Origin of the sequence: Rhizobium sp. 1399, assembly GCF_031455475.1 — a bacterium.
In the GTDB taxonomy this organism is placed as follows: Bacteria; Pseudomonadota; Alphaproteobacteria; order Rhizobiales; family Rhizobiaceae; genus Rhizobium.
Map to the genome: position 1 here is coordinate 42,075 of NZ_JAVDSU010000009.1, position 25,817 is coordinate 67,891.

The following is a 25,817-nucleotide window of genomic DNA, read 5'->3' on the forward strand; positions in this document are numbered from 1 at the left end:
GCCGGGTCACTCCACGATCCCCGTGTCGCGCAGCACCGAAGACAGCATCGCCCGTGCCCGGTCACCGGCAGCCGCCAGCCAGGCTCCCACGGCGACAGGACCGGGCTTCTCTTCGGCCTCGTCATCTGCGCAGGACCTGACGTCGTCAGCCTGGCCGGACACCGCTGAAGGTGGGCCCGGTCCGTCGCTCTTCGCCTTGTCCTGCGTATTGCAGGGAACGAGATAGCCCTCCTCCGGATCGACCGCGTTCAGAAGGTAGAGATAGGCGAGCGCCGGAGACATGCTGCGCTTGGGGAAATAGGAGGCGAAGCGCGCCGTTGCCGTCGAGCGGTGGGAAAAGATCTGGTAGACGCGCGTCTGCACGAACTTCACCAGCTCGGGATCGTCTCGACTGACGAGAAGCGCGTAGGGTTCGTAGGTCAGGTATTCGGCGCCAATCAGCTGTTCCACCGCGCAGGGAGCATTGCGGGCGTTCCAGCTGTCGAGCTTGCCGAGGATCAGCTCCCGATCGCCCATGAAGATCGGCCTCAGGCCGGGATTCGGGCTGCAGAACCACCGGATGAGATCCCCGTAGTCCTTCATCGGGCAGAAATGATATTCACGCCAGGATCTCTTTTTCTTGTCAGCCTCGCTGAGTGGCTTCTTCTCGGGAGGATTGGCTGACGGGCAAAGCGGATCGGTGACGGCGGCTATCAGCTTGACCGGATCAGCCTTCAGCGCCCTGTCGCACAGGACAATCGGCTGCTCGGCCTGGTCGTCCGCCTTCTTCGGGTCCGGCGGACAAAATTCCTTCAGCGTGCTGATGAGATTGCGCGCCATCTCCTGGGACGGCAGCGGCCGAAAGGATGTCGTATCAGGCTGAATCGGAAGGTCCGCGAGAGTCTGCGCGCTTTGCAGCGCCTTTTCGAGCGATGGCCTGATATCAATTGGTGGCGCGTTTTCGGGCGATACGCTGATATCACTTGGCATCGCCTTTTCAGGCGATGCTGGGGCAGAAGCACGCGGGCCGGGATTGTCTGGCAGCAGCATCTCGATCCTGCTCCTGGCCGCCGCCGCCGCATCGAGGAAACGGCACCGCTCGTACATCGCCTTTCTCTGGGTCGGCGCCAGCGCCCTGAAGAAGTCGACCTGGCAGCTCTTGAAGGCAACATCTGCGGCCGTCGTTGCCGAAACATAACCGATCGCGACATCGCCGGAATACGCAGTCGCATCTCGCGAGTATCGGACGAGATAGGAGACGCCGGAGGCAAAGACGATCGGCGAGTAGATGCTTTTCCGGTCGCGTTTGGACCGGCCATCGGCATCGTCGCCTGAATCGCCGTTGGCGCTGAGTGACGCCCCGGCAAAGCGCATGGTCACGGTATCGCAAAGAACCTCGACGGGCTTCTTGTCGCCGACCGGCTCCCCGTTCACCAGCTTGAAGCGTTCGGCCGTCGTGACCGACACTTCCTCGATCGTAAATCCGCCGACCGAGAATATCTCGTGGCAGAGGTCCGCCAGATAGCCGATATGATGCGCCTTTCCGTTGGAATCATCGACCAGATAGGAAAACGGCTCGATATTGTCGCGGAAGCCGACGCGCACGTCGCGAGCGAAAACGGGCGTGCTGAGCACGAAGGTGGCGGCCATGATGACAGCGCAGGCAAGCTCTGCCTGCTTTCGGTTGATCCGTCGCCGCGTTCGGCTGAAGCCGGGCTGGCCGAGGTTCCAGCTTGCAAGGAATGCCAGGACCGTCAGGATAAGCCGGCTCAGCGTATCCGACCGCCGGCTGCATGCTGCGGTCGCAATTGTCTCCGCCCTGAAACAGTCGCCCGGCCAGCCGGGATCCCAGAACCAGCTATGGGCGATGGAAAGCACCAGCACCGAAGCGGCGCAGAGCACCGCATGACTAAGGACCGGCCTTCCATGCGCCCGCGCATCGGCCGCCGCCAGGCATATCGGCACCATGGGGAGAAGGGTGACGGCAAGGGTCGGATAATAGAGCATGAAGGGGGCTGATCCGCCGAAGAGCAGCGCGTTGAAATAATTGGCATTCGGAGCGATGGAAAAGGCCCGCAGCATCGCAACGCCGATCAACCCGATGACGGAGGCGGCGAGCGCAAGCGCAAGACAGCCCATCATCTGCGACAGGCGCGAGGAGCTTCTATATTCCCAATCCTGCTGTGCGCCGACCCAATCCTTCGTATCCCACCGGTATTGACGCAGCGAAAAGGCCGCCAGAAGCGGCAGCCAGGTCAACGAGGCGATCTTCAAGGTTTCAAGCAGTGCCGTCAGCAACACGCCGGCGAGGTTCGTCGTCTCCACATATTGGCTGACAAGCTCCTGCGCGCCCTGCCAGGCGCTGGCCGCAAACAGGATGAAGACCGGGATGAGCGAGAGCAGCAGGCCCGCCTCCGGCCCACTGCCGACGGCATCCGGCCGGTCGGTTTCCAGCAGCAGATCGGCAAGCGCATCGATCGGGTGCGCCTGGCCGGGCTTCGGCGCCCTGGCCGGCCCGCGAAAATCCGGATCGCGCTCGAGGAAGATCGCAAGCAGCGTCACCAGTTCGAAACGGACGTCAGTCGCGTCCTTCATGACCTCAGAGATATGATCGTCGAACCGGGTTTCGCTTGCATGCAGATCGGGATTGGCGGCATTGGCCGGATCGGTGGCCTTGGAATCGCCGGTTTCCTGTAGCCGGCGCTGAAAGCTGTTCAGCAGGGCATCGGCCTTATCGACGAATTTGGTCTCCGCCTCCCGCACGCGGGCTGAAACCTCGGCGCCCGGCCAGCTGCCGCGCGTGGTCTTTGCCCAGACGATCAAGAGCTCCAGTTCCGACAGCAGCGAGAGCAGCTCGCGGGTTCGCGACGTCCGCTTTCCGAGCAGCCGTTTGACGGGTGGATTGCCATCGATCTGGTCCCACCAGTTCCTGCGAAAGCGCTCCAGCATTTCGGCAAGCGAGCCCCTGCCCCTGTTGCGCAAATGCTCCCGGCGCTCGCCGTTGCGCGCCGGCGGTTCCTCCAGTGTGGCGATCAGGCTGCGGGTGGTCTGTTCGATGCGCACGGGGATGCCGGCTGCCCGGTAGGCGCGATTGCGCAGCCACTCCTCGGCGATCCGCACCGGTGGCAGCAGATCCGCAAGCCCCGCAAAGGCAAAGGCAAGGGTCAGCGGCCATTGCGGACTGTCGAATTTCAATTCGGCAATATCGACGGAAATGCCGGCAACGGGGATCATCTGCGTTGCCTGGAAGATCAGCTTGCCGAAAAAGGTCAGCGACACATAGAGGATGAGCATCGCGCCGGCATAGATGAAATAGGCCCTGTGCAGCGAATTCTGGCCGCCGAGATCCGTCGGGTCGAAATCGCGCAGCGCTTCCGAGGTGGCATTGATATTCCGCCCCTTCGCCTTGAACCGCGGCCAGGAAAAGAAGGCCACGAAAAAGCAGCCGAAAGCGAAAGCGTAAAGGAAAGAGGGCTCGAACCGGACGCCCATCATGGGCAGTTGCGGCATGTCGCTAAGGGTCAGGCCCTGGTAGTTCCAGAGCGACCACGGGATATCCGCCGGCCAAGGATTATCCATCCGCCTCTCCAGAAATCGTGGCGTTCGCAGGTTCTCAAGCGGGAGCAGTCAGTGCCGGTGTATCCGGATTTCTCTGGCTAGCAGTTGCCGACATTCGGATCGCACGGGCCCGCCACTGCAGCAGGCGGAACGACAGCGACGGTCGATATGCAGAGGCCGATAGCGATGAGTAGTACGAAGATACGCATGTTACCCTCCCTAACTCACTTTATAGTAGCATATTTGAAATAACGAGGAAAGAGCGCCTGCCGTGAGCGACAGTCGAGCGCAAAGAAAGACGCTGTGAAATAAAGATTTACGGCCTTGTTAGCCTGTCTTTTCACTTTAACACAATGCTATCTATCATTGAATTAGCACATTCGTAACTATAGATATCACGCATTTCGGACATGACTGGAGGGCGGGTTCGGCGTCACGCAGAACCCCAGAAAGCGCCGCGACCAGCTCGCATTCTTCTTCCTCCCACCACTAACCCATTGATCCTGAAAAAGAATTTTGAAAAATGCGGCAAAAACGCCCAAAAATGCCGCTAAGTCATTGATCCTGAATAAGTGATCCACTTTCCTCCAAAAATACGCGTAAAGAGATTCAAATCAGGAGAGAGCACCTGACGACGGAAAAAAATACAAAAGTTTTTTCGCTTTCCTGCATCACTTATTCAGGATCAATGACTTAGCCCATCCTCGCCGTCATGCCGGCCGACGCTGCCTCATAACGAAGCCTTCCCGACAAGCCTTCGGACGCCAATCTCCCACCCAAACCGACAACTCGATGAGCAAAGCGCAGGCAGGGCTCGTCTACGAACATCCTATTGATCTCGATACGGAGCAGGTGGCCGTATGGCAAAGGCGCCGCACGAATGCCACCGACGGTTATTCAAATGCTCCTTTGAGGATGCGGGCTTATTGGCCGAAAAGAATCACGTCGCTCGGCCCCAAAACTTCATGCTCGCCCCCGGCTCTGTCGAACGAGTCATCGGGACGTATCCGAATTACCATGTCCTCTATTTGAGAAAGAGAAACGGTGGGGTCCGCTTCGAGCCTCGCTTGGATTGTCTCGAGATCTTTCTTGAAGGTAACATCATTGTACCGATCCTTCTCGACGAGCACCAAGTCGCTTCCGACCTTATTTACAGTCGAGAGCCCCTTGACGGCATCGTAAAGGCATAGAGGTCCGCAGCTTTCACCCGGGACCAGCCTTGTCCATCTCGGTCCTCCGAGATAGACGGCCGCATACATCAATTTGGCTTTGGGATCAGGCACGTTCAGTGAAATCATCGCGTTGTAGAACATGCGGTGAGTTTCACGCCAACTCCGAACGTGATTTTCTTTGTAGCAGTAATGATCGTGTATTACCGCGGCTTTCAAGTATTCATCGTTGAACGGTTCACCGACAATGAACCGCGCCCAATCCGGTATTGAGGCACCGTCCGTCTTCCCGGTTTCAATGCTTTCCGGCGAGCCCGGAATCCATTTGCCGGCACGCCAGCGAACACCGCGGGCATCGGTAAATGTCAGATCATTTTTCAGGAAGCATTCACCCTGCTCTTTGCATCCATCGGGTATCAGCTCAAGTTCGCCCTCGAATACTGGACTCGCCGGATCATCCGCGGCCAGACCGTATATCTTGCTGATTGTTTCGATATCGCAGGGTGCCAGCTTGACACGCTGGCCTATCGGAAGGTTCGCCGGGACAGTTTCGATGGTCTTCAACACACCGGGATTCTTAGAAAAAGCATACTTGCCATAGTGCGTGATCGAGTCATAGCAATAGGTGCCTATGTCTTTATAAGTCGTTGGATCGGTTTCAAAATTCCCCTCGGCCCCGTCTATGATATTATTTCCGTAGACAATGACATGCTGATTGCGGTCCCCCCTTGCCTGCTCATGATGAAGTCCAAGGACATGGCCGATCTCGTGAATGGTATTGCCGACAGTGCAATCGTTCGCGAGCCTGACGACTTGTCGCCCACCAACCATGCCAACGGCGGAACTGCAGCCGCCTCCGGCAACGAAATCGACAAAATTTCCCTTGGCAGTGGTTATCTGCTTGAACCGGATAGGGGTCGCCGCCTCCCATGCAGCGATGGCACTTTGAACACGCCCCGGAGCCGGTAAATCCTTGTTTATCCGATACAGGACTTCCCCATTTGGCCAGCGGGTGTCCTTATTGCGAATTGCAAGACCGAACAGGATCTCCGATCCCAGGTCCTGGAGTGCCACGTTGTCGGAATCGCGAAGCTTTTCAATAGGCCCCAGGATTATGTCGCCCTGGTAAAGCGCCTCTCCCTCATCCCCCTCATGGAAGCTGATGCGGTACCCGATACCACCGACAGTCAGCGAGATGGTATCGGTATCCTGACTGCCCCCCTCTTCGGGGCGCGCGGCCTGTTCATTGGCTGACTGGGCATGGCATGCGCCCCAGCCGATCAGCGCCATTGCCAAAGCTGCAAGGATTCTATTCATGGTTTTTTCACCTTCAGCACCATGTCGACAACGTCGTCGAGGTTGAGCACGACATCTTCCCCGGTCCCTGTCCTGAACGCCAGAAAGCCCGGCTTATGTTTGCAGGTTCTCGAATTGTCGAGAATTCCGTCCCGCATGATGTAAACGATGGAATCCTTCTCACCTGCCGGCGTCGGATCGCGCGCGAACTTCAGCAGCTGCACATCTCCCGCAGGCGTCCCAAGTTCTTCGCAAAGTTCGTTGATGGTCACGTTGCTCTGAAGGGAGCCTATCAACAGCTGGCGCGATCCCGCCGTTTCTACCTCGACCACATCCTCATACAGCGAGACCGTCTTGATCGGATTGAGCAGCCGGCCGTCCTCGACACCAGTCACTTCCTTGGTAAGATCCGCGCCAGCCAATATCCGCGCCCGCACATATCGAGGCTCGGAGAATTGCTGCGGCATCAGCGCTTTCACGATCGCCGCGACGTGCGCTACGATCGGCGTCGAGAATGACGTGCCGGTAACCCGCCGTTCCTCGTATTTCGAGTTGTCGTCACTCGGAGCCCAGCTGGCGACCGCACATCCCGGGGCGGCGATCGACACGTAAAGATCCGAGTAATTCGAGAATGTTGCGAGCTTCTTCCCATCATAGGCGGCGACCGCAATCACGTTCGGTCCGCGGTCGTTGCCGCCGAGCCTCTGCGGATAGAGTTCCGTATTGTTGATATCGGCGCCTTTCACGTCGTCGTTCAGATTGTTGTTGCCGGCCGCGACGATGAATAACTTGCTGCTTGTCTTGCCGACATAATCCCGAAATGCGTCGGTCAGAGCCTGTTGTTTTCCGGCAAAACTGATGTTGAAAATATCGCCGCCCGTGCCGATGGCATTCTTGAGCCATTGCACTTGAAAAATGGGCGTCGCGACGTTGTTTTGCATGCGCACATCGAAGATGGTTGCAGGCGTGATCCTCACATCGAGCCCAAGCGCCGGGGCCATGCCCCACAGATCCGGTCCGCCCAATGCCAGGCCTGCAACGATCGTGCCGTGCGCCCGCTTGGGGCCGAGTGCTGTCGTCGGATTCTGCTCGTGCAGAAGTGAGCCCCCCTGCGTTAAGGCGCCGCGGAACGCGCCTTCTTCATTGGCACGCACGAAGCCGGAATCCACCACGACGATGGTCGCCTCAAATTTCTCGACACCCATACGAAAGGCAAGCCATCGGGTGCGCATCGCGGCTGCCGCAAACTCGCGCGCGAAGGCCTGCGTTCCCCAGTATCTGTAAGTGGCGCTATCGCAGGTGCCGGCCTTGATGTCGTCGATCGGCTGGGCATCCAGCAGCGTGACCTCCGCCTTGCTCTCAGAATCATCGTTAGTCGGGCTTGGCGGCGGATTGTTCTTCAGGAATTCCGCGGCCTCCGAAGGATTCGACATTGACAGTGAAGCGTAGTCGACAGGGATCTGCACGCTCTGCATGGTGGTGGTTGGTATCGCCACGATGTCGCCCGTTTTCAGGGCAGCCGGATCCTTCTTGGGCGACGGGCTGGGATCGAACCAGGTGACCTGCTTTGAAAAATCCGCGTTCTGATCGAAGCTGGTGTCCGCCAGAAGCGTCGTCCACTCATCCGACGAAAGCTGGTTTGCACCGCTCCATCGCTTTAAGGCCGCATCGACGCCCTCCTTGAGTTTTGGCGATGCCGTGTCGATAGAAGCGTATACCGTTTTCTTGATCTGATCGTCGTCGAAGCCTGCGCGCTTCAACGCGTTCGCCGCAAGAAACGCATCCCAGGCGACCTCACCCTGTTCTTTGCCGGAACTGCCCGGCTGCTTGAGATACCGCTCCGTGACATAGTAGCCGACATCCGTAGTTTCGCCCGTAAGCCCACCCTTCGCAATCTCATCCGCAATCGCGTCCGCAATCCCGTTCAACGCCGAGGAGAGGCCCTTGTCGGCCGCAACGGCCGTCGGCGACTGGGAATCGATGCCATCGATCTTGAAAGAAGGAGCGGTGCCGCTCTGTCTGTAATAGTCCCAGAACCTTTCGTCGCGCAGTACGACACGCGCGACAGTCGTCGTAGACGGGACCGGCAAACACGGCGGCAAGAGCAGCCTGCCGCCTTCCGCCTGCTGGACGCGATCGTTGCTGTCCACGACCACGCCCTGATCGGCAAGGCTTTGCTTGAACAATTGAATGTTCACGCTGGCGACATCGCTGCAGAGTATTTTCACGTAATCGCTGATCTTCGCATTCGGGTCATACTTGACGGGAGCCCTCGCCCCATACTTTGCAACCCAGCCCAGGAATTCCTGGCTGATAGTCCCACTTCGATAATCGAATGTGATCGCGGCTGCCTCGCCAGGTTCCTGCGCCTGGACCTCCGAACCGAAAAGAGATGGACCTATGAACCAAGCTACGGCAACAAAAATTCTCGTTCTGCTCATCGCTTCCTACCTCCAGAAGGTTCATCCAAGGTGGCTTTTACGCACGGCCCAACAGTCTCGTTGCCCGTGCATACGCGCGTTGGCTTGAAGTTCGATTTGCTCATGTCCGCCGTCGCAATATTCTTGAACTTGATCGTGACGGTGTTCCCGCGATTGCCCAGACTGACATTTTGAGTTTGGCCGTTGACGCCCAACGTTCCGCCGACGCCTGCCAACGCAACATTTGAGATCGTAAGTCCCGCCGTATTGGTGGTGGTTGATGTCGCCGCGACGTTAAAAACAACTGTGACTTCGTCTGCCAACAAGCCAGTCCGTCGCTCTAGCGGAACGCGATCCTGCACTTCGTTCAGAGCATCTGCGACCTCGAACACGGCTTCCTTTAGAGAGATATTCGAAGGCTCGGCAACCTGCCGCGGAGTGTATGTTCCACAGCCGGAAAGCAAAACTGAGAAAGTCGCAAAGATATATAGCAACCGCATTTGCCCCTCCACGAATGCGATTGTATTATTAAATCAGAATTCACGCAAAAGTCGAGTGAATAAGATTTATTCACAGTGAACACACCAGAATAACATTTCGAGAGACGCTCTCGATAGAAATTGCGCAGGAAACCCTATTCAGTCGGAAAGCATATAAAATTTGTATTCTACGAAAATTTCTTGATGCATATCAATGATATGTGAGATACGCACTACAATGTGGAGATTATCTCGGAAAGGATTTATTGAGGGAGTAATATGCGGCCGACCTCAATAACAGTCAAAGTTATGGAGGCTCCCCACACATATTTTGAACTTCAAAACCTAACCAATCGACATCAGTGATGATGCCCGCGGGAGAAAAGCCGGGGGAAGGAAAAGTGCCTGTGGGCTCCGTCGTCGTCGCGGGGGAAGGCATCGCGGATGTGCTGCGTGTAATACCAGCCGGGCGATGGCGCGGTGATCAGGTTTAGGACAACGGCGGGAGGCACGTCGAAATATCGGCGGCGGCCTTTCAGGCGGTGCTCGACTTCGAGGACCTTTGTCGCAGGATCATAGGTGATCTCCCTGATCAGATGCGATGCGAGTTCAAGCGTCGCCACCCTCGGGCGGGTGCCGGCATCTCCGGAGATCACTTGAGACTGAGCCCCGCGTTGGCCGGGCGCGGCAGCAGCACCTTCCGCGTAGTCATGCCGCCCCCCGTGCTCGCCCCCTTGCCCGTGATGGGTTCGGCTCATCTGCGCCCTGCACCTTCGGCTTCCAGCGGGCGGTTCGACGGCTCGATCTGGGATTCGTAGAAATCCAGCTTGTCCTCGGCAATGCGCAGGCCGACAATGTGCCCTTCGATGACATCGACATGCGTGTGCAAGCTGCCGTCGGAAAACTCGACGACGAGCCTCGAAGGCTCTTCGCTATAGCCAATTCTGCTGATTTCCCTGTCTCGGCGCGCCTTTTCACCGATAGCATTCTTAAGTTTTTCAAGCATCAGCAAGCTCCTCTATTCTAATAAATCCCTAATCAATTCAATGCTTCGCGTAACGAATAGCTTTTCGTTCAAAAGATCAGGTCGTTAAGATTTGGATATGTGTGACGAGCGTATTCCACGGGGAATTTCTTGCTTTGAGGTAGGCAGATCGATCCATTTTCCTCCGGAATGGCGTGGCACGAAAAGCGGCTGAGGCACCAAACGCATAGGCTCCGGAAAGGTTCCCGCCTGTCGTTCACAATTCTCCGTTGCCTTTCCGTTCATTGCACCAACCATTATCAGGTTATCTCCTCGGCAAACCGAGGTGTGATGGCATGAGCGAATTGACGGCGCGGCAGCAGCGCTTTGTGGAGGAATATCTCGTCGATCCCATCGGCGCGCAGGCGGCGATAAGGGCGGGTTATTCGGCGCGCGCAGCGGCGGTGACTGCCTATCAGCTGCTGAAGAAGCCTGATATCGCCGCAGCCATCGCAAGAGCGAAGGCGGAGCGCTCCGAGCGCACGAGGATCGATGCGGACTGGCTGCTGACGCGGCTCGCGGCCGAAGCCGAGGCCGATCTCGGCGATCTCTATGACGAGAATGGCGATCTCAAGCCGATCCGGGAATGGCCTGCCATCTGGCGCCAGGGGCTGGTGACGGATGTGGAAATCTCCGCGCTCTACGAGGGCACGGGCAAGGAGCGTCGCGAAATCGGCCATGTGAAAAAGGTGAAATTTGCCGAGCGGCTGCGCCGGCTGGAGCTGATCGGCAAGCATATCCGCATCAATGCCTTCAAGGAGATCGTCGAGCACAAGGGCCTGAGCGCGCTTGCCGAGCGACTGGAGCGCGCGCAAAGGCGCACTGAAGGCAATGATGGCGAGGCGGAATAGGCCGATGATGCCTCGAAAGCCCCTGCCCTCCGGCAGCGAAAACCGCGATCCCAATGACGAGATCATCGAGCTTGCCGCCGCCTGCCGCTTCAGCCCGAAGCGCTGGAGCCGGCTCGCCTGGGACTGGGGTGTGGGCGAACTCGCAGGTTACGATGGCCCGCGCCCCTGGCAGGACGAGATCAACGATCTGATCGGCGCCCATCTGGCCGACCCCGAGACCCGCTACCAGCCGCTGCAGATATCAGTCGCCTCCGGCCACGGCATCGGCAAATCGGCGGAAATGGGCATGCTCTCGAACTGGGCCATGTCCTGCTTTGCCGATTGCAAGGTGGTCACGACAGCCAATACCGAGGGCCAGCTGCGCACCAAGACGGCGCCCGAGATCGGCAAGTGGTTTCGCCTCTCCATCACCGCCCACTGGTTCGATGTGCAGGCCATGTCGATCAAGTCGCGCGACCCGGAGCGCAGCGAAAGCTGGCGGCAGGATTTCATCTCCTGGAGCGAGCACAATACGGAAGCCTTCGCCGGCCTGCACAACAAGGGCAGGATCATCCTTCTGCTCTTCGACGAGGCCTCGAAGATCCATGACAAGGTCTGGGAAGTGGCCGAGGGCGCATTGACGGATGAGGACACCGTCATCATCTGGATCGTCTTCGGCAACCCGACGAGAAACAGCGGCCGTTTCCGCGAATGTTTCCGCCGCTTCCGCCACCGCTGGGTGGGAAGGCAGATCGACAGCCGCTCGGTGCCGGGCACCAACAAGCAGTTCCTTCAACGTCTCGTGGACGATCACGGCGAGGATAGCGATATCGTCAAGGTGCGCGTGCGCGGCCAGTTTCCGAGCCAGTCCGCCATGCAGTTCATCTCCGCCGACGATGCCGACAGGGCCCGCAGCACCCATCTTCGCTCCGAGCAATATGCCTTCGCGCCTGTCATATTGGGCGTCGATCCGGCCTGGACGGGCGATGACCCGACGGTGATCATGCTGCGCCAGGGGCTTTATTCCAGGCGGCTCGCGACCATTGCCCGCAACGACAATGATATCGAGGTCGCCAATCTCATTGCGCGGCTGGAGGATGAATATGAGGCCGATGCGGTCTTCGTGGACGCCGGTTATGGCACCGGCATCGTCAGCGCCGGCACGGTCATGGGCCGCTCCTGGCAGCTCGTCTGGTTCGGTTCCACCAAGGTTCTGGACCCCGGCTATTACAATATGCGCGCCTATATCTGGGGCCAGATGAAACGCTGGCTGAAGGCCGGCGGCGCAATCGATCCCGCCAATGAGGTTCTCTATCAGGATCTGGTCGGGCCGGAGACCGTGGCGCGGCTGGATGGCAAGATTCAGCTGGAAAGCAAGGAAGACATGAAGGACCGCGGTCTGCCCTCGCCCAACGAAGGCGATGCGCTGGCGCTGACATTCGCGCAACCGGTGGTCAAGAAGATTCGTCACCGGCCGGGGACCGGGGTGAAGGCGGCGGTGGATTATGATGTCTATGGCTAGGTGGCGCTGCGGAGTGGTTGCGCATTTTGCGCGACATACTCAAGAGATTACTTCAGGGCTTCGTCATAGGAGCGACGATGCTCTTCGATGACGGGCAGATTGTCCCGGACCCACAGGTTGAAGCTCTCAAGAGCGTGCAGAACGCCAGCGCCCATATCGGTCAGTTTATATTCGACGCGCGGCGGCACTTCTGGAAAATAATGACGCATCACCATGCCATCGCGCTCCAGGTTGCGCAGTGTCAGCGTCAGCATTCTCTGGGTGATCCCGTCGATCTCTTTCCTGAGCGCTGAAAAGCGCAGCCGTTGCTCATCTGCCAGAGACAGCCGCCATAGAACATGCACAGTCCACTTATCGCCCAGCCGTGTGCAAATCCCGTTTGACGGGATCGGCCTGAATTGTGGTTTGTCCTCTGGTCCCTGAAGGGAACCGGGCCCGATACCATTGTCCAAGCGTATCATCCTTGTGCCTGACGCTGAAAAATGTGCCGTCTTCCTGCGATTTTCTACTCGTATATATGGACGGTCGTTGTTCAACGCGAGGGTTCTCAATGACCAATGACAAACATCCAATTCTCGTTTTCGGCGCCACCGGTCGTCAGGGCGGATCGGTCGCCAAAGCCTTGCTGAAAGCGAAGCGGCCTGTACGCGCACTTGTATTGAATACCGGGGCCCCAGCCTCGATCGCCCTGCAGGACGCCGGCGTCGAAATCGTGCCCGGATCGTTCGAGGACGAGGATGCCATCCGAGCGGCGATGAAAGACGCATATGGCGTTTTCAGCGTGCTGCCGGCCAACCTGTCGGCAGAGGAGGAAGAACGCCGAGGGACTTCGATCGCCGACCTGGCCGTCGAAAGCGGCGTCACGCATCTCGTTTATTCCTCGGGCGCCAGCGTCGGCGACAAGCCGACGGGTGTGGCGCGTTTTGACGCCAAACCTCGCATAGAGGCGCATATCCGCAAATCGCCTATCACGGCCACGATCGTCAGGCCGATGATCTTCATGGAAATGCTGGTGCGGCCCGGATTCGGCCTGGACAAGGGGCAGTTGCTCTCGCTCATCAGGCCAGAGCATTCGATCCAGCTGACCGCTGTGGACGACATCGGGAAATTCGTTGCGGCCATGTTCGCCGATAAGGCCCGGTTCGGCGGCGTCACCTTGAAAATCGCAAGCGACAGGCTTACCGGCTACGAACTCGAAGCCGCCCTGAGCGAAATCGCCGGCCGCACGATCGCCTATGCGCGCTTTCCCGACGATGTTCTCGCAGCCAATGCCGACCTCGCGCACATGGCCAGGAGCCTGGAAGATGGTCCGCTGGCAGAACGTGTGGATCTGGATCTCATGCGCGAGATCAATCCGGAAATCCTCACTTTCCGCGCCTGGCTCGCCGGGATCGGCCGCAAGGCGCTCGACGAAGCCTTGGGGTATAATGCGGCAGACGACGACTTCTGATGTCTGCAACGGGCCGAGGCGGCGTTGGTGGCATTTACTGGCCGGCCGCATCAATTCGCGCTTCGCGTCCTGCACCGATGGTAAAACACGTACGTCACCGGGCAGAGACTGAGGTGAAGGCAGCGGTGGATTACGATCCGTATGGGTAGTGTGGCGGTACCGGGAGAGGATTAGACCCGTGGTCGCGGCAGGCTAATCACAATGCACGGTTCCAATTTTATCCACAGGTTTATTCGCAAGCTCCAGGCGAAAAAATCCCGCAGAAACTGGGATTTCGTGGCGCGAACCGCCGAGTTAATCCAACTGGTCGAATTGCTGCGCTCCGTGTGCGGGGGTCTAATCGGCTTGTCACGGTGGAGGGCGCAGATGAGACAACACCGGGGCTGGGGCTCGTCTTGGTGCTGGGTGGCGAGCCCCAATGTCTTCGCCAGTTATCTGACGAAACGACGTCAGAAAAGACTGCCTCGGGGGACGCTTAAGGATGAACTCCATCTTCAGAAGGTCCGCCAATGCCGCCCCTGCTCGATGCCGACGACCCAAACAGCCTTGATATCGTATGCGATGTCATCCTGGTAGACTGGTACAACGCAGGCGTAGACACCTTCGATATCAGAGACTTCAGGGAAGAAATGGAGTCGCATTACAAGGAGATGGGCAGACCCGTCCCTGCAGAGATTGCGGATCCCCAAAAGCTCGTGCCAACCCTCCGGCTGCTGCAGGCGCGCATGCACATTGTCAAGCCGACGCGGATTACCGGTATCGAGTGGCAATTCGTGAGAAATGGCAACGGGGATTGAAGGGCGCCAGGGCCACGCGCTGGCGGGTGCCCAAAAGACGGTCTGCCTCTTTGACGATCGCATCAGGCTGCCCGAAAATCGATTGCGATTTCCGGGCCGATGCTCGAGGCACCGCGGGCCGTCTCTAAAGCGCGTCGCGATCTTTCAGATTCGCTTGTCGCACTTTAGATTCTTGTTTTCGCGTGTCGTTATCGCAAAACCGCTGCACACTTTTGCGTGACACGCTTTAGGCCTCGGACTTCAGCTTGCCGCCGACCGCCCAGGAATCCTTGCCGATCTCCGTTATCAGGATTTCCAGCGATTCAGGCGGGCACGCCAGGGTTTCGACGGCGGCCCTGGTGGCTTCGCGCACGAAGGCGCGTTTCTGATCGTCGGTGCGGCCGGGATGCATCTGTAGGTGAAGAATGGGCATGTTTTTTCCTTGGTCACGTTGGCAATGTCCCGTCGCCTTGGCTCGGGCATGACGACTATGTTGTAAATGCCGCGGTTGATAAATAAGCTGCAGGTATCGTCATTCGAAACCTACAGGTAGGTAATCACGGACAAGCTGGCTGGCATGGCAACGTTCGTCAGGGTTATCGAAGCCGGCAGTTTTGCGGCAGCGGCAGAGATCGCGCGCGTGTCGCCCGCCATGGTTGCCAAGCAAATCAAGACGATCGAGGCCCGGCTCGGGGCGAAGCTCATCCATCGCACCACGCGGCGCCATCAGCTGACGGAGATTGGCCAGCTCTACTACGAGCGCTGCAAGCGCGCTCTGGCCGAAGTGGCGCTAGCCGAGGCTTCGGCAAGCGAACTCCAATCGGCGCCGCGCGGCCGGCTTCGGCTGGTTGCGCCGGTGAGCTTCGGGACGCAGAACCTCGTGCCGGCGCTGATCGACTATCAGAACGCCTATCCCGACGTCAGCATCGAGCTGTCGCTCGACAACAACGTCCATGACCTCGTCGGCGAGGGTTTCGAGCTTGGCATCCACATCGGCCCGCTAACGGACAGCAGCCTGGTCGCCCGCCCGCTGACCCCCTATCGGCGGATTCTCGCAGCCTCGCCTGATTATCTCGCCCGCCACGGCCGGCCGGCCTCGCCGGAGGATCTCGCGAACCATCTCTGCCTTGGCCACTCCTATTGGCGCATGCAGGATCGCTGGCACCTGATCGGGCCGGGAGATGAAATGCGCGATGTGCTGATTTCCGGAAAATTCTCGACCAACCAGGGTGCGGCGCTACGCATGGCAGCGCTCAGCGGCGCGGGAATCGCGCTTCAGCCGGAATTGCTGCTGGCCGCTGACATCGCCGAAGGGCGGCTCGAGCAGGTGCTTCCGGAATGGTCCTACCGGCCTGTCCCGATGTACCTCGTCTACGCGCCGAACCGGCGGCCGACCGCGATGTTGCGGACGGTGATCGATTTCCTGGTGGAACGGTTTGGCTAATGAGGCTCGGTTTTGGCCGGCATCGAAGATATCCGAAAAAACAATTCCTGAAGCGCGTCGCTCGGAACAGGTTTGATGCGACGTGCTTCAAGACTGCTTTGAGCCCAAAACGCTCATGGGTGGCGCCTGCCTCTCACGTTGCGACAGCGCCCTTCCCTGGCGAGACCGCCTAACTCGGCGCGGCGTCAGGCCCGCCGGCGGCTCTTTGAACCAGGCGGGCAACCACTTCGGTACGGTTCTGCGCCTGCAGCTTGCGCATGATGTGCTGCAGATGCATCTTCACCGTATGCCCCGACAAATTGAGTTTTCCCGCAATCACCTTGTTTGAGCAGCCGCTTTGCAGCTCTGCCAGCACATCCGCTTCCCGCGGAGTGAATTCGGCAATCGCCAGGTACTGCATCCTGTCGTCCAGCCTTCTTTCGGCCTCGGTTCTGACCGGGATATGCTCGTTCGAGCCGTTTGCAACAACTCCCATGAGCTGCGGGAAAAATGTTCCCCCTGCCAGAACAAGACGAAGACCGGCAAGGGCGATATCAATGGGCAGTGAAGTCGTGAAAAAGCCGCGGATGCCCATCGTGAGCGCCTGACGGGCTATGAAGGCGTCGTCAGTCCCTGAGAGCAACGTGATAGGAGCCTCGGGAAAACGTGCAGCAATGGCCGCAAGGTCATCACGCAGGCTAATGCTCTCGATACTTCTGCCGGCCAAATCCAATGCAATCAAACGCACCTCAGCTCCAAGAGCTCGGTCGAGACTCTCGGTCGAGATCAAGTCGATAAAGTTCCAACCGGCGAGCTCATGCTCAAGAAGCTTCACCACGGTGGTGCGTGCCAGTGTAGAATGCTCGATTATGATCACAGTTGGTGCAGTGCGCCCCATGCGGCGCTTAGTTTTAGCACTGTCGGACACTTGCGTGCTCCCCAGAAGATTTGCAACCCAACAGCTATTCACATTATTCCTGTTCTCGCTTCATGTCATGATAAAAAATGAGTGTATTGCCAGCATCAATAGTCTGATCTCTCATGATAATTCTTATAGTCTATAAGATTCAGGTGAGAGACAACTTATCCAGAAGAGCACTTTGGAAAGCTTATCTACGAGGACTTTCTGGTTCGACTTGTCGCCACAGACTTTCCAGTCTTCGCCGAATTCACGTACGGAAAGCGCGTCAACAAAGCTTTCAAAGGCACTGAAAAGGCAGGCGATCTGCTACAGATCCATTCAGGAAAGAGCCGTTCGATATAACGAGCTGCCGATCGGCCAGGCTTTGTGTCCATATCTCAATTCAAAACAGCCGCAAACCTCGACAGCGAAACGACCAACGCGAAAAGCAACAAAAGCCTGAGATCGCCGGTAACCCTTTATGATTACTGAATAACTGGGGGCCATTGACGCATTGATACCGGCTATCAGGCGTTTTCCCGCAGGCAGCACTGCGGCGCACCGACAGACGCCGGCCGGAGGCAACGGCCTCCGGGGCCGAAATCGACGACAATGCGGATAGGGGTCACGGTGGGATGTTCGGTATCTCAGTGAGCCGGCTTCCGTGCCATCTCGACCCAGGAGACAAAAGCCGTGAGGAAGAAGCGATTCAACAAATGGCTTGAAAAATGGCACGAGGAACAGCCTCATGCAGTTGACCTCTGCAATGCTGGTGGGGGAGCCTATCCGCCGGAGCTTTTCCAGGAAAAGTGCGAAGTGGTTTTTCCGTCTGGGATGCCAGCCCCTCGGCCGTCATGTCAGGGCTTGTCCCTGATATCTGCCACGGTTTTGCGTCCGGAATTGCGTGGAAATAAAGAGATAGGGCATTTCTGTAATTCGAAGAAAAATGGGAATGCTCTAACTATGCATGAAGCCCAGAATGTCGTCGACGAGAGCCGAATGGGCGTCCGTGAGGTTGCCCTCTCCGCTATGCCCCCCGATGCCGGCCATCTGGAGCGCATGCTGATCATAGAGAACATGATCGATCTGTTGGGCATCCGCCGTCCCACCGGCGGGAACGGCAATGTTGATGGGATGGAAATAGGCGAAATTGACGTCAGTGATGCTGCCGGTTGACGATCCGTCCCCGCCACCGCCGCCCGCATGGTTGCCGGTGAAAATCGTGTCCGACGACAGGTTGAAGCCACCGCCATTACCGCCGATGCCGGCAATCTGCACGGCGCCCTGATCGAAAATGACATTGTTTGTCTGATGAGCCTCCGCCGAGCCGCCTGCGGCGCCGATGGCGATGTTGATCGGTGAGAATATGGCAATACTCACGTCGACTATGCTGCCGACGAAATATCCATTGCCGCCGTGGCCCGCATAAAAGTCGCCGGTCAATGTGAGCGCAGTTCCCGGGCTCATCGACGGGCCATGGCCCGCGACATTATGGTCTCCGCCCGAGCCGCCCATGCCGCCGATCTGGGTTGCGCCCTGCAGGAACAGTGCATTGTTCGATTGCTCAGCGTGAGCCTCCGCGCCGGGGCCTGCGGCCACGGCAGTATTCACGGGGGCGAACACCCCGACTGCGGTGCTGACGAGTCCACCGTAGAAAAGCCCATCGCCCCCGCTGCCGGCATGATTGGCGCCCTCGCCGCTGCCGATGGCAACATTGCCGCTTCCGCCATTCCCGCCTATCCCGGCCATTTCGGTGGGATGCTGATTGATGAGCGCATCGTTGCCCTGGAAGGCGTTGGCAGCAGAATGGGATCCTGCAATAGCGGCATTGGACGGCATGAAGACCGCCATTGCGTTGCTGCTGATCACGCCTTCGCTTATTCCGTCACCACCGCTGCCGGCTGAATTATAGCCTGGACCGGACGCGACATCCAAGGGAAGCCAGGTCGGCACCAATGCAAGATGCCCCGCGGCCACGTTGGAGGCGAGCTGTTGATCGGAGCCTGACTTGGGCAGGTCTTCCGATAAGGGACGAGTTTCCGTCATTACCGTCTCCATTCCGCGGACAACCGCACGGCAACCGGGCGTGCAGCGGATGTAGGCTGAATTGTTCAGGCCCTGAATTGTTCGGGCATTGTGCATCTGAAAGCAGGAAAAGCAGAGCCTGCAATTCGTCTACATCCCCTTGGCTAGTTCTCTAGCCGTTTGGCTGTCATGGCCGCAGCGCCCATTCTGCGCGTTTGCGAGCACCAGATCCGCCTTCGGGTTGGAGGCCCTGCATCCTTTACCCGCCGTTCTCGCGGCGTGTCATGAGAGTCTTTCAGCCCCGGGCAGGGTCTTCTTTGCCAAGCGCAACCTGATCAGAACCCCGCAACAGAGCCGGTTCGCCTGGACGGCCGCGCTTCGAAAAGCGGCGGCGCTTCGGTGAGGTCGCAGATATGTTCATGACAATGCCATCCGGCGCCAAATCATCAAAAACAAGCTCAAAACAACGCTCCGCCACTTTCAAGTATACATCCAAAAGAACGTCACCGAATATCTAGATGGTTCAAATATTAAATCGCAGGCAATATTCGGCCGCGGTTGTATTGGCTGGCGGTGGCATCCTGAATAATCACACCGTAGGGGGAAACACCGTAGAATAAACCCGATAGAAACGAAGTAGAAGGAGTGATATCAATGCCTATTCCACAATTGTCTGACACGATCTATCTCCACAACCCGGATGCGGGCGACGCCAATGCCGGCAACGGCGGCGATGGCATCAATCATGGCACCATTGACTACAACCCGGTTGCCTATATTGACCCCGTGCAAACGGTTTACGGGGCAGAGACCCATCTGCACAACGGCGATCACGTTTGGCAGGGGGCAGACTGGGACGCCGGCGGCGGTGGAGCCGGTGGCTTCAGCCAGGCCCAGAACGGCTTCCTTGCATCGCTCACCAGCGGCGCCGGCGGCGCGGGGGGACAAGCTCACTCCAACGGCGACCAGGGAAACACGAGCGGCGGCGACACGGCTACGGTGAATGCGGCTACGACCGCGACACAATATACGCAGCTCATGGCTGACCAGCATGCCACCATCCTGGCCGGCGTCGGCGGCAACGGCGGCAACGGGAACAACGCTCTGGGTGGCGATATCTCGTCAGCAGTGGTTCACACCGATCCCGAAACGACGACGGTGAACAATGCTCTCGATCATTTCATAAACGCCTTCGGTCATATCGACGTCAGCCATCTCGGCTCCTGAACTCAATGCTCTGAGGGTCGCCGGTTTCGGCTGGCGACCCTCCACTATTGCCGAACCTGCAAGCAACCTCTTCGTGTCAGTATCAAATGCGGTGAGATCTGATAATGGCAACGATTTCCATAAAACCATTGCGCCCACAGACACACCTCGTTGTTGCGCTCCGAGCTTGTGCCGGCGCCTTCGGGTTGGTCTTCCTTTATAGCTGCGGTTACAATCTCTTTCTTCTGGCGCCTTCCATCTATCTCCTGCAGATTTATGACAGGGTCCTGTCGAGCCGAAGCGCCGACACGCTTCTGATGCTGACCTTGATCATCGCCATCGCCGTGCTGGTCGGGTCCATACTGGATATCGTGCGCAGGGCAGCCCTTTCGCGCATCGGCAGCTGGCTGGACCACAGGCTGCGGCCGATGGTGCTCACGGCATCATTCGAATATGCCACTCTTGCCGATACCGGAGCCGCCACGGAGTGCTACAGGGACCTCGCCGCATTGCGCCAGTTCCTCGATTCACCGGCCAGCTCCCTCTTTTTTGACGTTCCCTGGGCGCCGGTATTCCTGCTCCTGCTCTTTCTTGTCCATCCGCTGCTCGGGACCATCGGTCTTCTGAGCGCAGTTGCACTTCTGCTGTTTGCGTTCCTGACGGAAGTGGCAACGAAAGAGCCGCTTACCCAGGCCAATTTTGCCCTTTCGAGCAGCTATATCCGATTTGCGACCGCCCTCAAGAACATCGAGGTGATCAGGGCGATGGGCATGCAGGATGGCGCAGCGCAGATCGTCTATCGCGATGCGGAAATGGCAAGAAAGGCGCAGGACATCGCGATGCATCGAACGGAGATCATTCTTGGTTTCTCCAAATCGATCCGCACGCTCGCGCAGATCCTCATGATGGGATCGGCCACATGGCTGGTGCTCGTAAACAGCGGCAGTCCCGGCATCATCTTCGTTGCGAGCCTGCTGCTCGGGCGCGGGCTTGCACCGATCGAGGGCGCAATCGGTGCATGGCGCTCCTTCACGTTTGCCCGCAATGCCTTCAATCGCCTGAACAGAATGCTGATAACAGTTGCTTCGGAACATGACGGCCGAATAGTGCCGATTCCGGAACCCAATGGCCTCATTCTCGATAATGTCAGCTATGTCAGGCCATTCGCCGATCGGCCGATATTGAGCGATATCACCCTGCGCCTCGCGCCAGGCGATTGCGTAGCGCTCATCGGTCCGTCGGGATCGGGAAAATCGACACTCGGCCGCGTCATAGCCGGCGTTGTGCCGGCCACGAGCGGATGTGTTCTTCTCGGCGGCGTGGATATCTCGGCGCTCCGCCTTTGCGGGGGGACCCGCCATGTCGGATACCTGCCGCAGGACATCGAACTCTTCGGCGGAGCGATCAAGGATGTGATCGGCCGGCTGGACGGAGGAGATCCCGGCAAGGCGATCGACGCCGCGAAACTGGTTGGATTGCACGAAGCGATCATGCGGCTGCCCCGGGGCTATGAGACCGATATCGGTGAAGGGGGAAACCTGCTCCTTCGAGCTCAGCGCCAACAGCTGGGACTGGCGCGCGCAGCCTATGGAAATCCATCTCTCATCGTTCTCGACGATCCGAATTCGAGCCTGGATTATGACGGCGAACGCATGCTGTTCACGGCAATCGAGCGCATGAAATCCAGGGGGATGACCGTCGTCATCATAACCCACCGGATGGGTATCCTGCCGGTCACCAACAAGATTGCCATCATGCGTAACGGGACGGTGGCTGCCTTCGGCGACAGCGACCGGATTTACGACACCTATCTTCAACCGCCGTCTCGAACAGGAACATAGGGAGGGACGCCGCCGTGACCCTTGTTCAGTTGAACGTAGCGCTGGCGAAATTTTCAGATCTGTCAAAGACGGGTCTGCGGTTGGCTCAGCGATCGACGGCGCCAGCCAAGCAGCAGACAACCTATTTTCCGGTCATCGATCCGAAACAGCGCGGCCCCGCCCCCCCTTCGCCCATGCCGGGGCTCAGAGGCGTTGTCTGGACGGGCAACCTTCTGATCCTGGTCTTCATAGTCGGATTGGGGATCTGGTCGGTTCTCGCGCCGCTGAAAAGCGCTGCGGTCGCATCGGGCGTCATCGAACCGGAAACCAGCCGCAAGACCATTCAGCACCTGGAAGGCGGGATCGTGCGACGGATCCTCGTCAAGAACGGCGATGCGGTCATGGGCGGGCAGATCGTGATAGAGCTCGACGACACGAAGTCCCGCTCGGAGCGCGACAGCATTCAAGGGCAGCTTTGGGACGCCGAAGGAAGCCGCGCCCGCCTGCTTGCGGAGCAGACGGGCGGCGACCATATCGCCTATCCTGACGACCTCAGGGCAGCCATGGAGAGATATCCTTCGGTCAGCGCTATCATGACCGGGCAACAGAAAATCTTCGAAGCCCGTCGCCGGGTCATGCAGGCGGAAATTGGGATCATCAATGAAAAGATCGCGCAGGTGCGGCAGGAAATCGTCGGACTTGGCGCACAGAAGGCATCACTGGCCGACAGGGCCACGATCTCAAGCCAGGAAATGGATCAGGTTACAGCCCTCAACGCCAAAGGACTGGAAAAGAAGAGCAGACTTCTCAACCTCCAGCGGGAAAAAGCAGACCTTGATGGCCGGCAGGGTGAAGTAGAGGCACAGATCTCTCGCGCCTATCAGGTGATCAGCGAGTCAAAGGCCGATCTCGCAAAGCTCGAAAGCGACCGGTTGAGCGAAGTTGCCCAAGGCATGCGCGATACGGAAAGCCGGATCATGCAGTTGCGCGAGCGCTTGCGGGCGATCGACGACCAGGTTTCGAGGACCGATATCCGTGCTCCCGAAGATGGAACGATCATGAACCTGCGCATCCACACGGCCGGTGGCGTGGTCGGCGCGGGCGAACCGCTCGTCGATCTCCTGCCGCGCTCCGATCGCCTCATCGTGTCCGTCCACGTCAGACCGGAAGACATGAACCTCGTCCGTGCCGGGCTCGAGGCGCAGGTTCACCTCCTCCCCTACAATCAGCGGCGCGTCCCGCTCCTGAAAGGTCGCGTTGAATATGTATCGGCCGACCGCCTCATCGATCAGCAGAGCGGCCAGCCCTATTTTGCCGCAACGATCCGTGTAACGGACGAGCGGCTGGCGAAAATGAGAGATGTCGAACTGGTCGCGGGCATGCCCGCGCAGACACTGATCGAAACGGGCCAAAGCAGCGTGGCGCTCTATGCCATCAGACCACTCCTCGACAGTTTCAACAGAGCATTTCGCGAGGACTGACACGGTGATGGGCAAGAGAAAATTCGACGACGACCAGATTACGGGCATTCTTAGGGAGCACCAGGCCGGGGTGACGGTGGCAGATGTTTGCCACAGGCACGGTATCAGCGAGCCGACCTTCTATCGGTGGCAATCCCTGCAGTTCGGAAGCGGCGGTCTCTCTGCCAAAAGGGTGAGAGCATTGGAGGAAGAAAACCAGAAGCTCAAGAAGCTTTTGGCCGAAGCCATGCTCTCGGCGGCAACGCTGAGCGAGATGCTGGCGAAGACATCGAAAGGGCGGAACTGACCTCTGAACAGGGCCGACACGGACCCCTTTCTACAATCGGGGTGCGGGCATTGCCGTGTCGGGAGGAAGCGATGTTTAGAATTCGCGGCTTCTTAGTTGCCTTTGCCGTCCTTGGAACTGCCCCAGCTCATGCACAGAGCAACCCGACGGTCGTCGCCATAGACTCCGGTAAAGTTCGTGGTGTGCAGTCAGAGGAGGTAATCAGTTTCAAGGGAATTCCGTACGCAGCTCCTCCGGCTGGCGACCGCCGCTGGCGGGTGGCGCAACCGGTTAAACCGTGGTCCGACACGCTGGATGCCAGCGCTTTCGGCGGCGTCGACGACAACGTGAATCTTGCTGGTGAGCCCGCCTCGCGACCGGCCCATATGTTCCTCTCTGTTCCCCGCGATACAGGCTCCGTGCCGGTGCACACACCGCCGTCACGATTGTCCTGATCTGACCGAAGATCGAATAGCTGTTCATCATAGAGATCCGGTCATACGCCGTGGGTCTGCGAAGCCGGCGAACTCAGCTTCCATTTTGCAGTCCGCACTTGCCCAAACGGGCAATATCGGTTCGGCGATTTCTCATGTAAGTTGAGCGTCCCGCGGCACGTGGTGCCATGCACGTCAAATGTCCTCCTCACAGAGCAGAGGAATCAAACATGTCGATGAAGCCTCGCGGAACCAACCAACGCCACCACCGGTTCGGGGAAATTGACCGTCGGTCTTTTTTCCCCTTGCTGGGAGCCGGGGTCCTCTTGATGTTGCCCGGAAAGGCTTGGGCGCAACAGGTCCCCATACCCACAACCGCCGCTGGAGTTCCCGGCCCGCCCAGCGGCACGGCCATGACCACGGCCTACGTGCAATCGGTCGGGCGCATGGCCTACTTGTGGGGCTGGCCACTGGTCAATTCCGTCAACCGCTCCATCGCCTTTTCCAAGGCTCCCCAACCAGGCTTGATCGGCGGAGTGGTTCCGATCGCATTCAACGGGAACGCAATGCTGACCGGGTATATCAGCCCGGACCAGACGATCATCGCCTGCCCGAACCAGGATGTCGCGTATGGTGCCGGCTGGATGACACTGGAAAAAGAGCCCATCGTCTTCCAGGTACCGGATTTTGGCGATCGTTTCTGGGTCTACGCGCACTATGACGCGCGCACCGACGAGTTTTCCGAGATCGGCAAGCAATACGGCACCAAGCCCGGCTTCTACCTGATGGTCGGCCCAGACTGGAAGGGCGAAACGCCAGCCGGCATCACGGCGGTGGTGCGCTCCTCCACGTCGCTTGCCTTTGTCATTCCGCGCATCTTCATCGATGACAGCGCGGAGGATCAAAAAGCCGTCCAGCCGTTGCTCAGCCAGGTCGTCTACTACCCGTTGTCGGAGTTCGACGGGAAGATGAAGATCAAGGATTGGAGCAAGCTTCCGCATTTCCCCGCACCGAAATCCACCGGCAAAGGTGAGACCAAGTGGGTAAACCCGGAAACCTTCTTCGACGAGTTACCTGAGGTGATGAAACAAGTGCCGCCGATGCCGGGCGAGGAAACCCTCTACAACTGGATCGGTAGCGTGCTGGAGGCGGCCGCCAAGGATCCTGCGATCAAGAAGACCCTTATGGAAACTGCTGTCGCCGCCGAGGGTGAACTGATCTCACCGTTCTTTAAGTGGGCCAATAACGGCCGCCCTGCCGGCAATGGCTGGAATTCGCCGGTGAACAATGCCGAGTGGGGGACCGACTACCTCAATCGCACGGGCACCTCCAAGTCGAACATGTACGACAACCGGCCTGCGGAAACCAAGTACATCTACACGGACAACGACAACCAGGGTGCACAACTCAACGGACAGAACAATTACACGATCACATTTGCCAAGGGTCAGACGCCACCGGTTAAGGGGTTCTGGTCGTTGACCTTGTATAACGATGTCCACTTCTTCAACCCAAATCCACTAAAGCGCTATTCATTGGGCACGAAGAACAAGACCATCAGCTACAACGCGGACGGCTCGCTGACGCTTTACGCCAGCGCCAAGTCGCCGGGCGCGGACAAGGAAAGCAACTGGCTGCCCGCGCCCGAAGGGACGTTCTCGCTCTACATCCGCGCCTATTGGGCCGAGCAGGCCATCCTCGACGGCACCTGGCAGCCCCCGACCGTCACGATGGCGAACTGAATAAACCCCAGACAACG

20 protein-coding genes and 2 pseudogenes are annotated in these 25,817 nt (G+C 58.6%); 11 read left to right on the forward strand and 11 right to left on the reverse strand.

Going from position 1 to position 25,817, the window contains the following annotated elements:
- Nucleotides 1–6: 6 nt before the first annotated feature.
- The 6 genes from J2X71_RS25010 to J2X71_RS25035 form a co-directional block, all read right to left on the reverse strand.
- Complete coding sequence (locus J2X71_RS25010; protein WP_310386271.1) at nt 7–3,558, reverse strand: hypothetical protein; 3,552 nt, start codon at nt 3,556–3,558, stop codon at nt 7–9.
- Nucleotides 3,559–4,460: 902 nt separating this feature from the next.
- Nucleotides 4,461–6,023 (reverse strand): M12 family metallopeptidase, encoded by a 1,563-nt coding sequence (locus tag J2X71_RS25015; protein WP_310386274.1) that lies wholly within the window; start codon nt 6,021–6,023, stop codon nt 4,461–4,463.
- Nucleotides 6,020–8,443 carry a S8/S53 family peptidase gene (locus tag J2X71_RS25020; RefSeq protein ID WP_310386276.1) on the reverse strand — a complete coding sequence of 808 codons (2,424 nt, stop codon included), beginning with the start codon at nt 8,441–8,443 and terminating at the stop codon, nt 6,020–6,022. The genes J2X71_RS25015 and J2X71_RS25020 overlap by 4 nt, the downstream gene beginning before the upstream one ends.
- Nucleotides 8,440–8,922 (reverse strand): hypothetical protein, encoded by a 483-nt coding sequence (locus J2X71_RS25025; protein WP_310386277.1) that lies wholly within the window; start codon nt 8,920–8,922, stop codon nt 8,440–8,442. The genes J2X71_RS25020 and J2X71_RS25025 overlap by 4 nt, the downstream gene beginning before the upstream one ends.
- 338 nt (nt 8,923–9,260) lie before the next feature.
- A complete protein-coding gene (locus J2X71_RS25030) occupies nt 9,261–9,659 on the reverse strand; it encodes a KTSC domain-containing protein (RefSeq protein WP_310386279.1) in 399 nt (132 codons plus the stop codon).
- Entirely contained in the window at nt 9,656–9,907 is a 252-nt protein-coding gene (locus J2X71_RS25035; RefSeq protein ID WP_310386282.1) for a KTSC domain-containing protein, read from the reverse strand. The genes J2X71_RS25030 and J2X71_RS25035 overlap by 4 nt, the downstream gene beginning before the upstream one ends.
- 314 nt (nt 9,908–10,221) lie before the next feature.
- Here J2X71_RS25035 and J2X71_RS25040 point away from each other — a divergent pair, with 314 nt between their 5' ends.
- Together J2X71_RS25040 and J2X71_RS25045 are read left to right on the forward strand one after the other, a co-directional pair.
- Nucleotides 10,222–10,776 (forward strand): terminase small subunit, encoded by a 555-nt coding sequence (locus J2X71_RS25040; protein WP_310386284.1) that lies wholly within the window; start codon nt 10,222–10,224, stop codon nt 10,774–10,776.
- 4 nt (nt 10,777–10,780) lie between these two features.
- Nucleotides 10,781–12,277 carry a terminase gene (locus tag J2X71_RS25045; protein ID WP_310386285.1) on the forward strand — a complete coding sequence of 499 codons (1,497 nt, stop codon included), beginning with the start codon at nt 10,781–10,783 and terminating at the stop codon, nt 12,275–12,277.
- A 47-nt stretch (nt 12,278–12,324) separates the two neighbouring features.
- Here the strand turns inward: J2X71_RS25045 and J2X71_RS25050 are convergent, their stop codons facing one another.
- Nucleotides 12,325–12,738, reverse strand: coding sequence for a helix-turn-helix domain-containing protein (locus J2X71_RS25050; protein ID WP_007827481.1), 414 nt, complete (start codon nt 12,736–12,738; stop codon nt 12,325–12,327).
- A gap of 89 nt (nt 12,739–12,827) precedes the next feature.
- Here J2X71_RS25050 and J2X71_RS25055 point away from each other — a divergent pair, with 89 nt between their 5' ends.
- Both J2X71_RS25055 and J2X71_RS25060 read left to right on the forward strand, forming a co-directional pair.
- Nucleotides 12,828–13,727 carry an NmrA/HSCARG family protein gene (locus J2X71_RS25055; RefSeq protein WP_310386287.1) on the forward strand — a complete coding sequence of 300 codons (900 nt, stop codon included), beginning with the start codon at nt 12,828–12,830 and terminating at the stop codon, nt 13,725–13,727.
- A gap of 509 nt (nt 13,728–14,236) precedes the next feature.
- A complete protein-coding gene (locus J2X71_RS25060) occupies nt 14,237–14,524 on the forward strand; it encodes a hypothetical protein (RefSeq protein WP_113324981.1) in 288 nt (95 codons plus the stop codon).
- Between the two features lie 226 nt (nt 14,525–14,750).
- Here the strand turns inward: J2X71_RS25060 and J2X71_RS25065 are convergent, their stop codons facing one another.
- Entirely contained in the window at nt 14,751–15,029 is a 279-nt protein-coding gene (locus tag J2X71_RS25065; protein WP_310386685.1) for a 4-oxalocrotonate tautomerase, read from the reverse strand.
- Nucleotides 15,030–15,080: 51 nt separating this feature from the next.
- Here J2X71_RS25065 and J2X71_RS25070 point away from each other — a divergent pair, with 51 nt between their 5' ends.
- On the forward strand, nt 15,081–15,947 hold the full coding sequence (locus J2X71_RS25070; RefSeq protein ID WP_113324980.1) for a LysR family transcriptional regulator: 867 nt from the start codon (nt 15,081–15,083) through the stop codon (nt 15,945–15,947).
- A 169-nt stretch (nt 15,948–16,116) separates the two neighbouring features.
- On the opposite strand, the gene J2X71_RS25075 is transcribed toward J2X71_RS25070, so the two are convergent.
- The gene (locus tag J2X71_RS25075) at nt 16,117–16,824 is read right to left on the reverse strand and encodes a response regulator transcription factor (RefSeq protein WP_310386687.1); all 708 of its coding nucleotides are present in this window, start codon (nt 16,822–16,824) and stop codon (nt 16,117–16,119) included.
- A 960-nt stretch (nt 16,825–17,784) separates the two neighbouring features.
- Nucleotides 17,785–18,873, reverse strand: a complete 1,089-nt coding sequence (locus J2X71_RS25080) for a hypothetical protein (protein WP_310386292.1) — start codon at nt 18,871–18,873, stop codon at nt 17,785–17,787.
- Nucleotides 18,874–19,506: 633 nt separating this feature from the next.
- On the opposite strand from J2X71_RS25080, the gene J2X71_RS25085 reads away from it, so the two are divergent.
- The 5 genes and pseudogenes from J2X71_RS25085 to J2X71_RS25105 all read left to right on the forward strand — a co-directional run.
- Nucleotides 19,507–20,079: a PE-PGRS family protein gene (locus tag J2X71_RS25085; RefSeq protein WP_310386294.1), complete on the forward strand. Its 573-nt coding sequence runs from the start codon at nt 19,507–19,509 to the stop codon at nt 20,077–20,079.
- 104 nt (nt 20,080–20,183) lie between these two features.
- Nucleotides 20,184–21,899 (forward strand): type I secretion system permease/ATPase, encoded by a 1,716-nt coding sequence (locus J2X71_RS25090; RefSeq protein ID WP_310386296.1) that lies wholly within the window; start codon nt 20,184–20,186, stop codon nt 21,897–21,899.
- 14 nt (nt 21,900–21,913) lie between these two features.
- Nucleotides 21,914–23,359, forward strand: coding sequence for an HlyD family type I secretion periplasmic adaptor subunit (locus tag J2X71_RS25095; RefSeq protein WP_310386298.1), 1,446 nt, complete (start codon nt 21,914–21,916; stop codon nt 23,357–23,359).
- Nucleotides 23,360–23,366: 7 nt separating this feature from the next.
- Nucleotides 23,367–23,645 (forward strand): transposase, encoded by a 279-nt coding sequence (locus J2X71_RS25100; protein ID WP_405049751.1) that lies wholly within the window; start codon nt 23,367–23,369, stop codon nt 23,643–23,645.
- Between the two features lie 71 nt (nt 23,646–23,716).
- Nucleotides 23,717–23,944, forward strand: a pseudogene (locus J2X71_RS25105) (carboxylesterase family protein); the annotation flags it as partial.
- 12 nt (nt 23,945–23,956) lie between these two features.
- On the opposite strand, the pseudogene J2X71_RS25110 reads toward J2X71_RS25105, so the two are convergent.
- A pseudogene (locus J2X71_RS25110) lies at nt 23,957–24,064 on the reverse strand (IS5/IS1182 family transposase); the annotation flags it as partial.
- A 224-nt stretch (nt 24,065–24,288) separates the two neighbouring features.
- Between J2X71_RS25110 and J2X71_RS25115 the strand changes: the two are divergent.
- Nucleotides 24,289–25,800, forward strand: a complete 1,512-nt coding sequence (locus J2X71_RS25115) for a DUF1254 domain-containing protein (protein ID WP_405049752.1) — start codon at nt 24,289–24,291, stop codon at nt 25,798–25,800.
- The last annotated feature ends 17 nt before the right edge of the window (nt 25,801–25,817 follow it).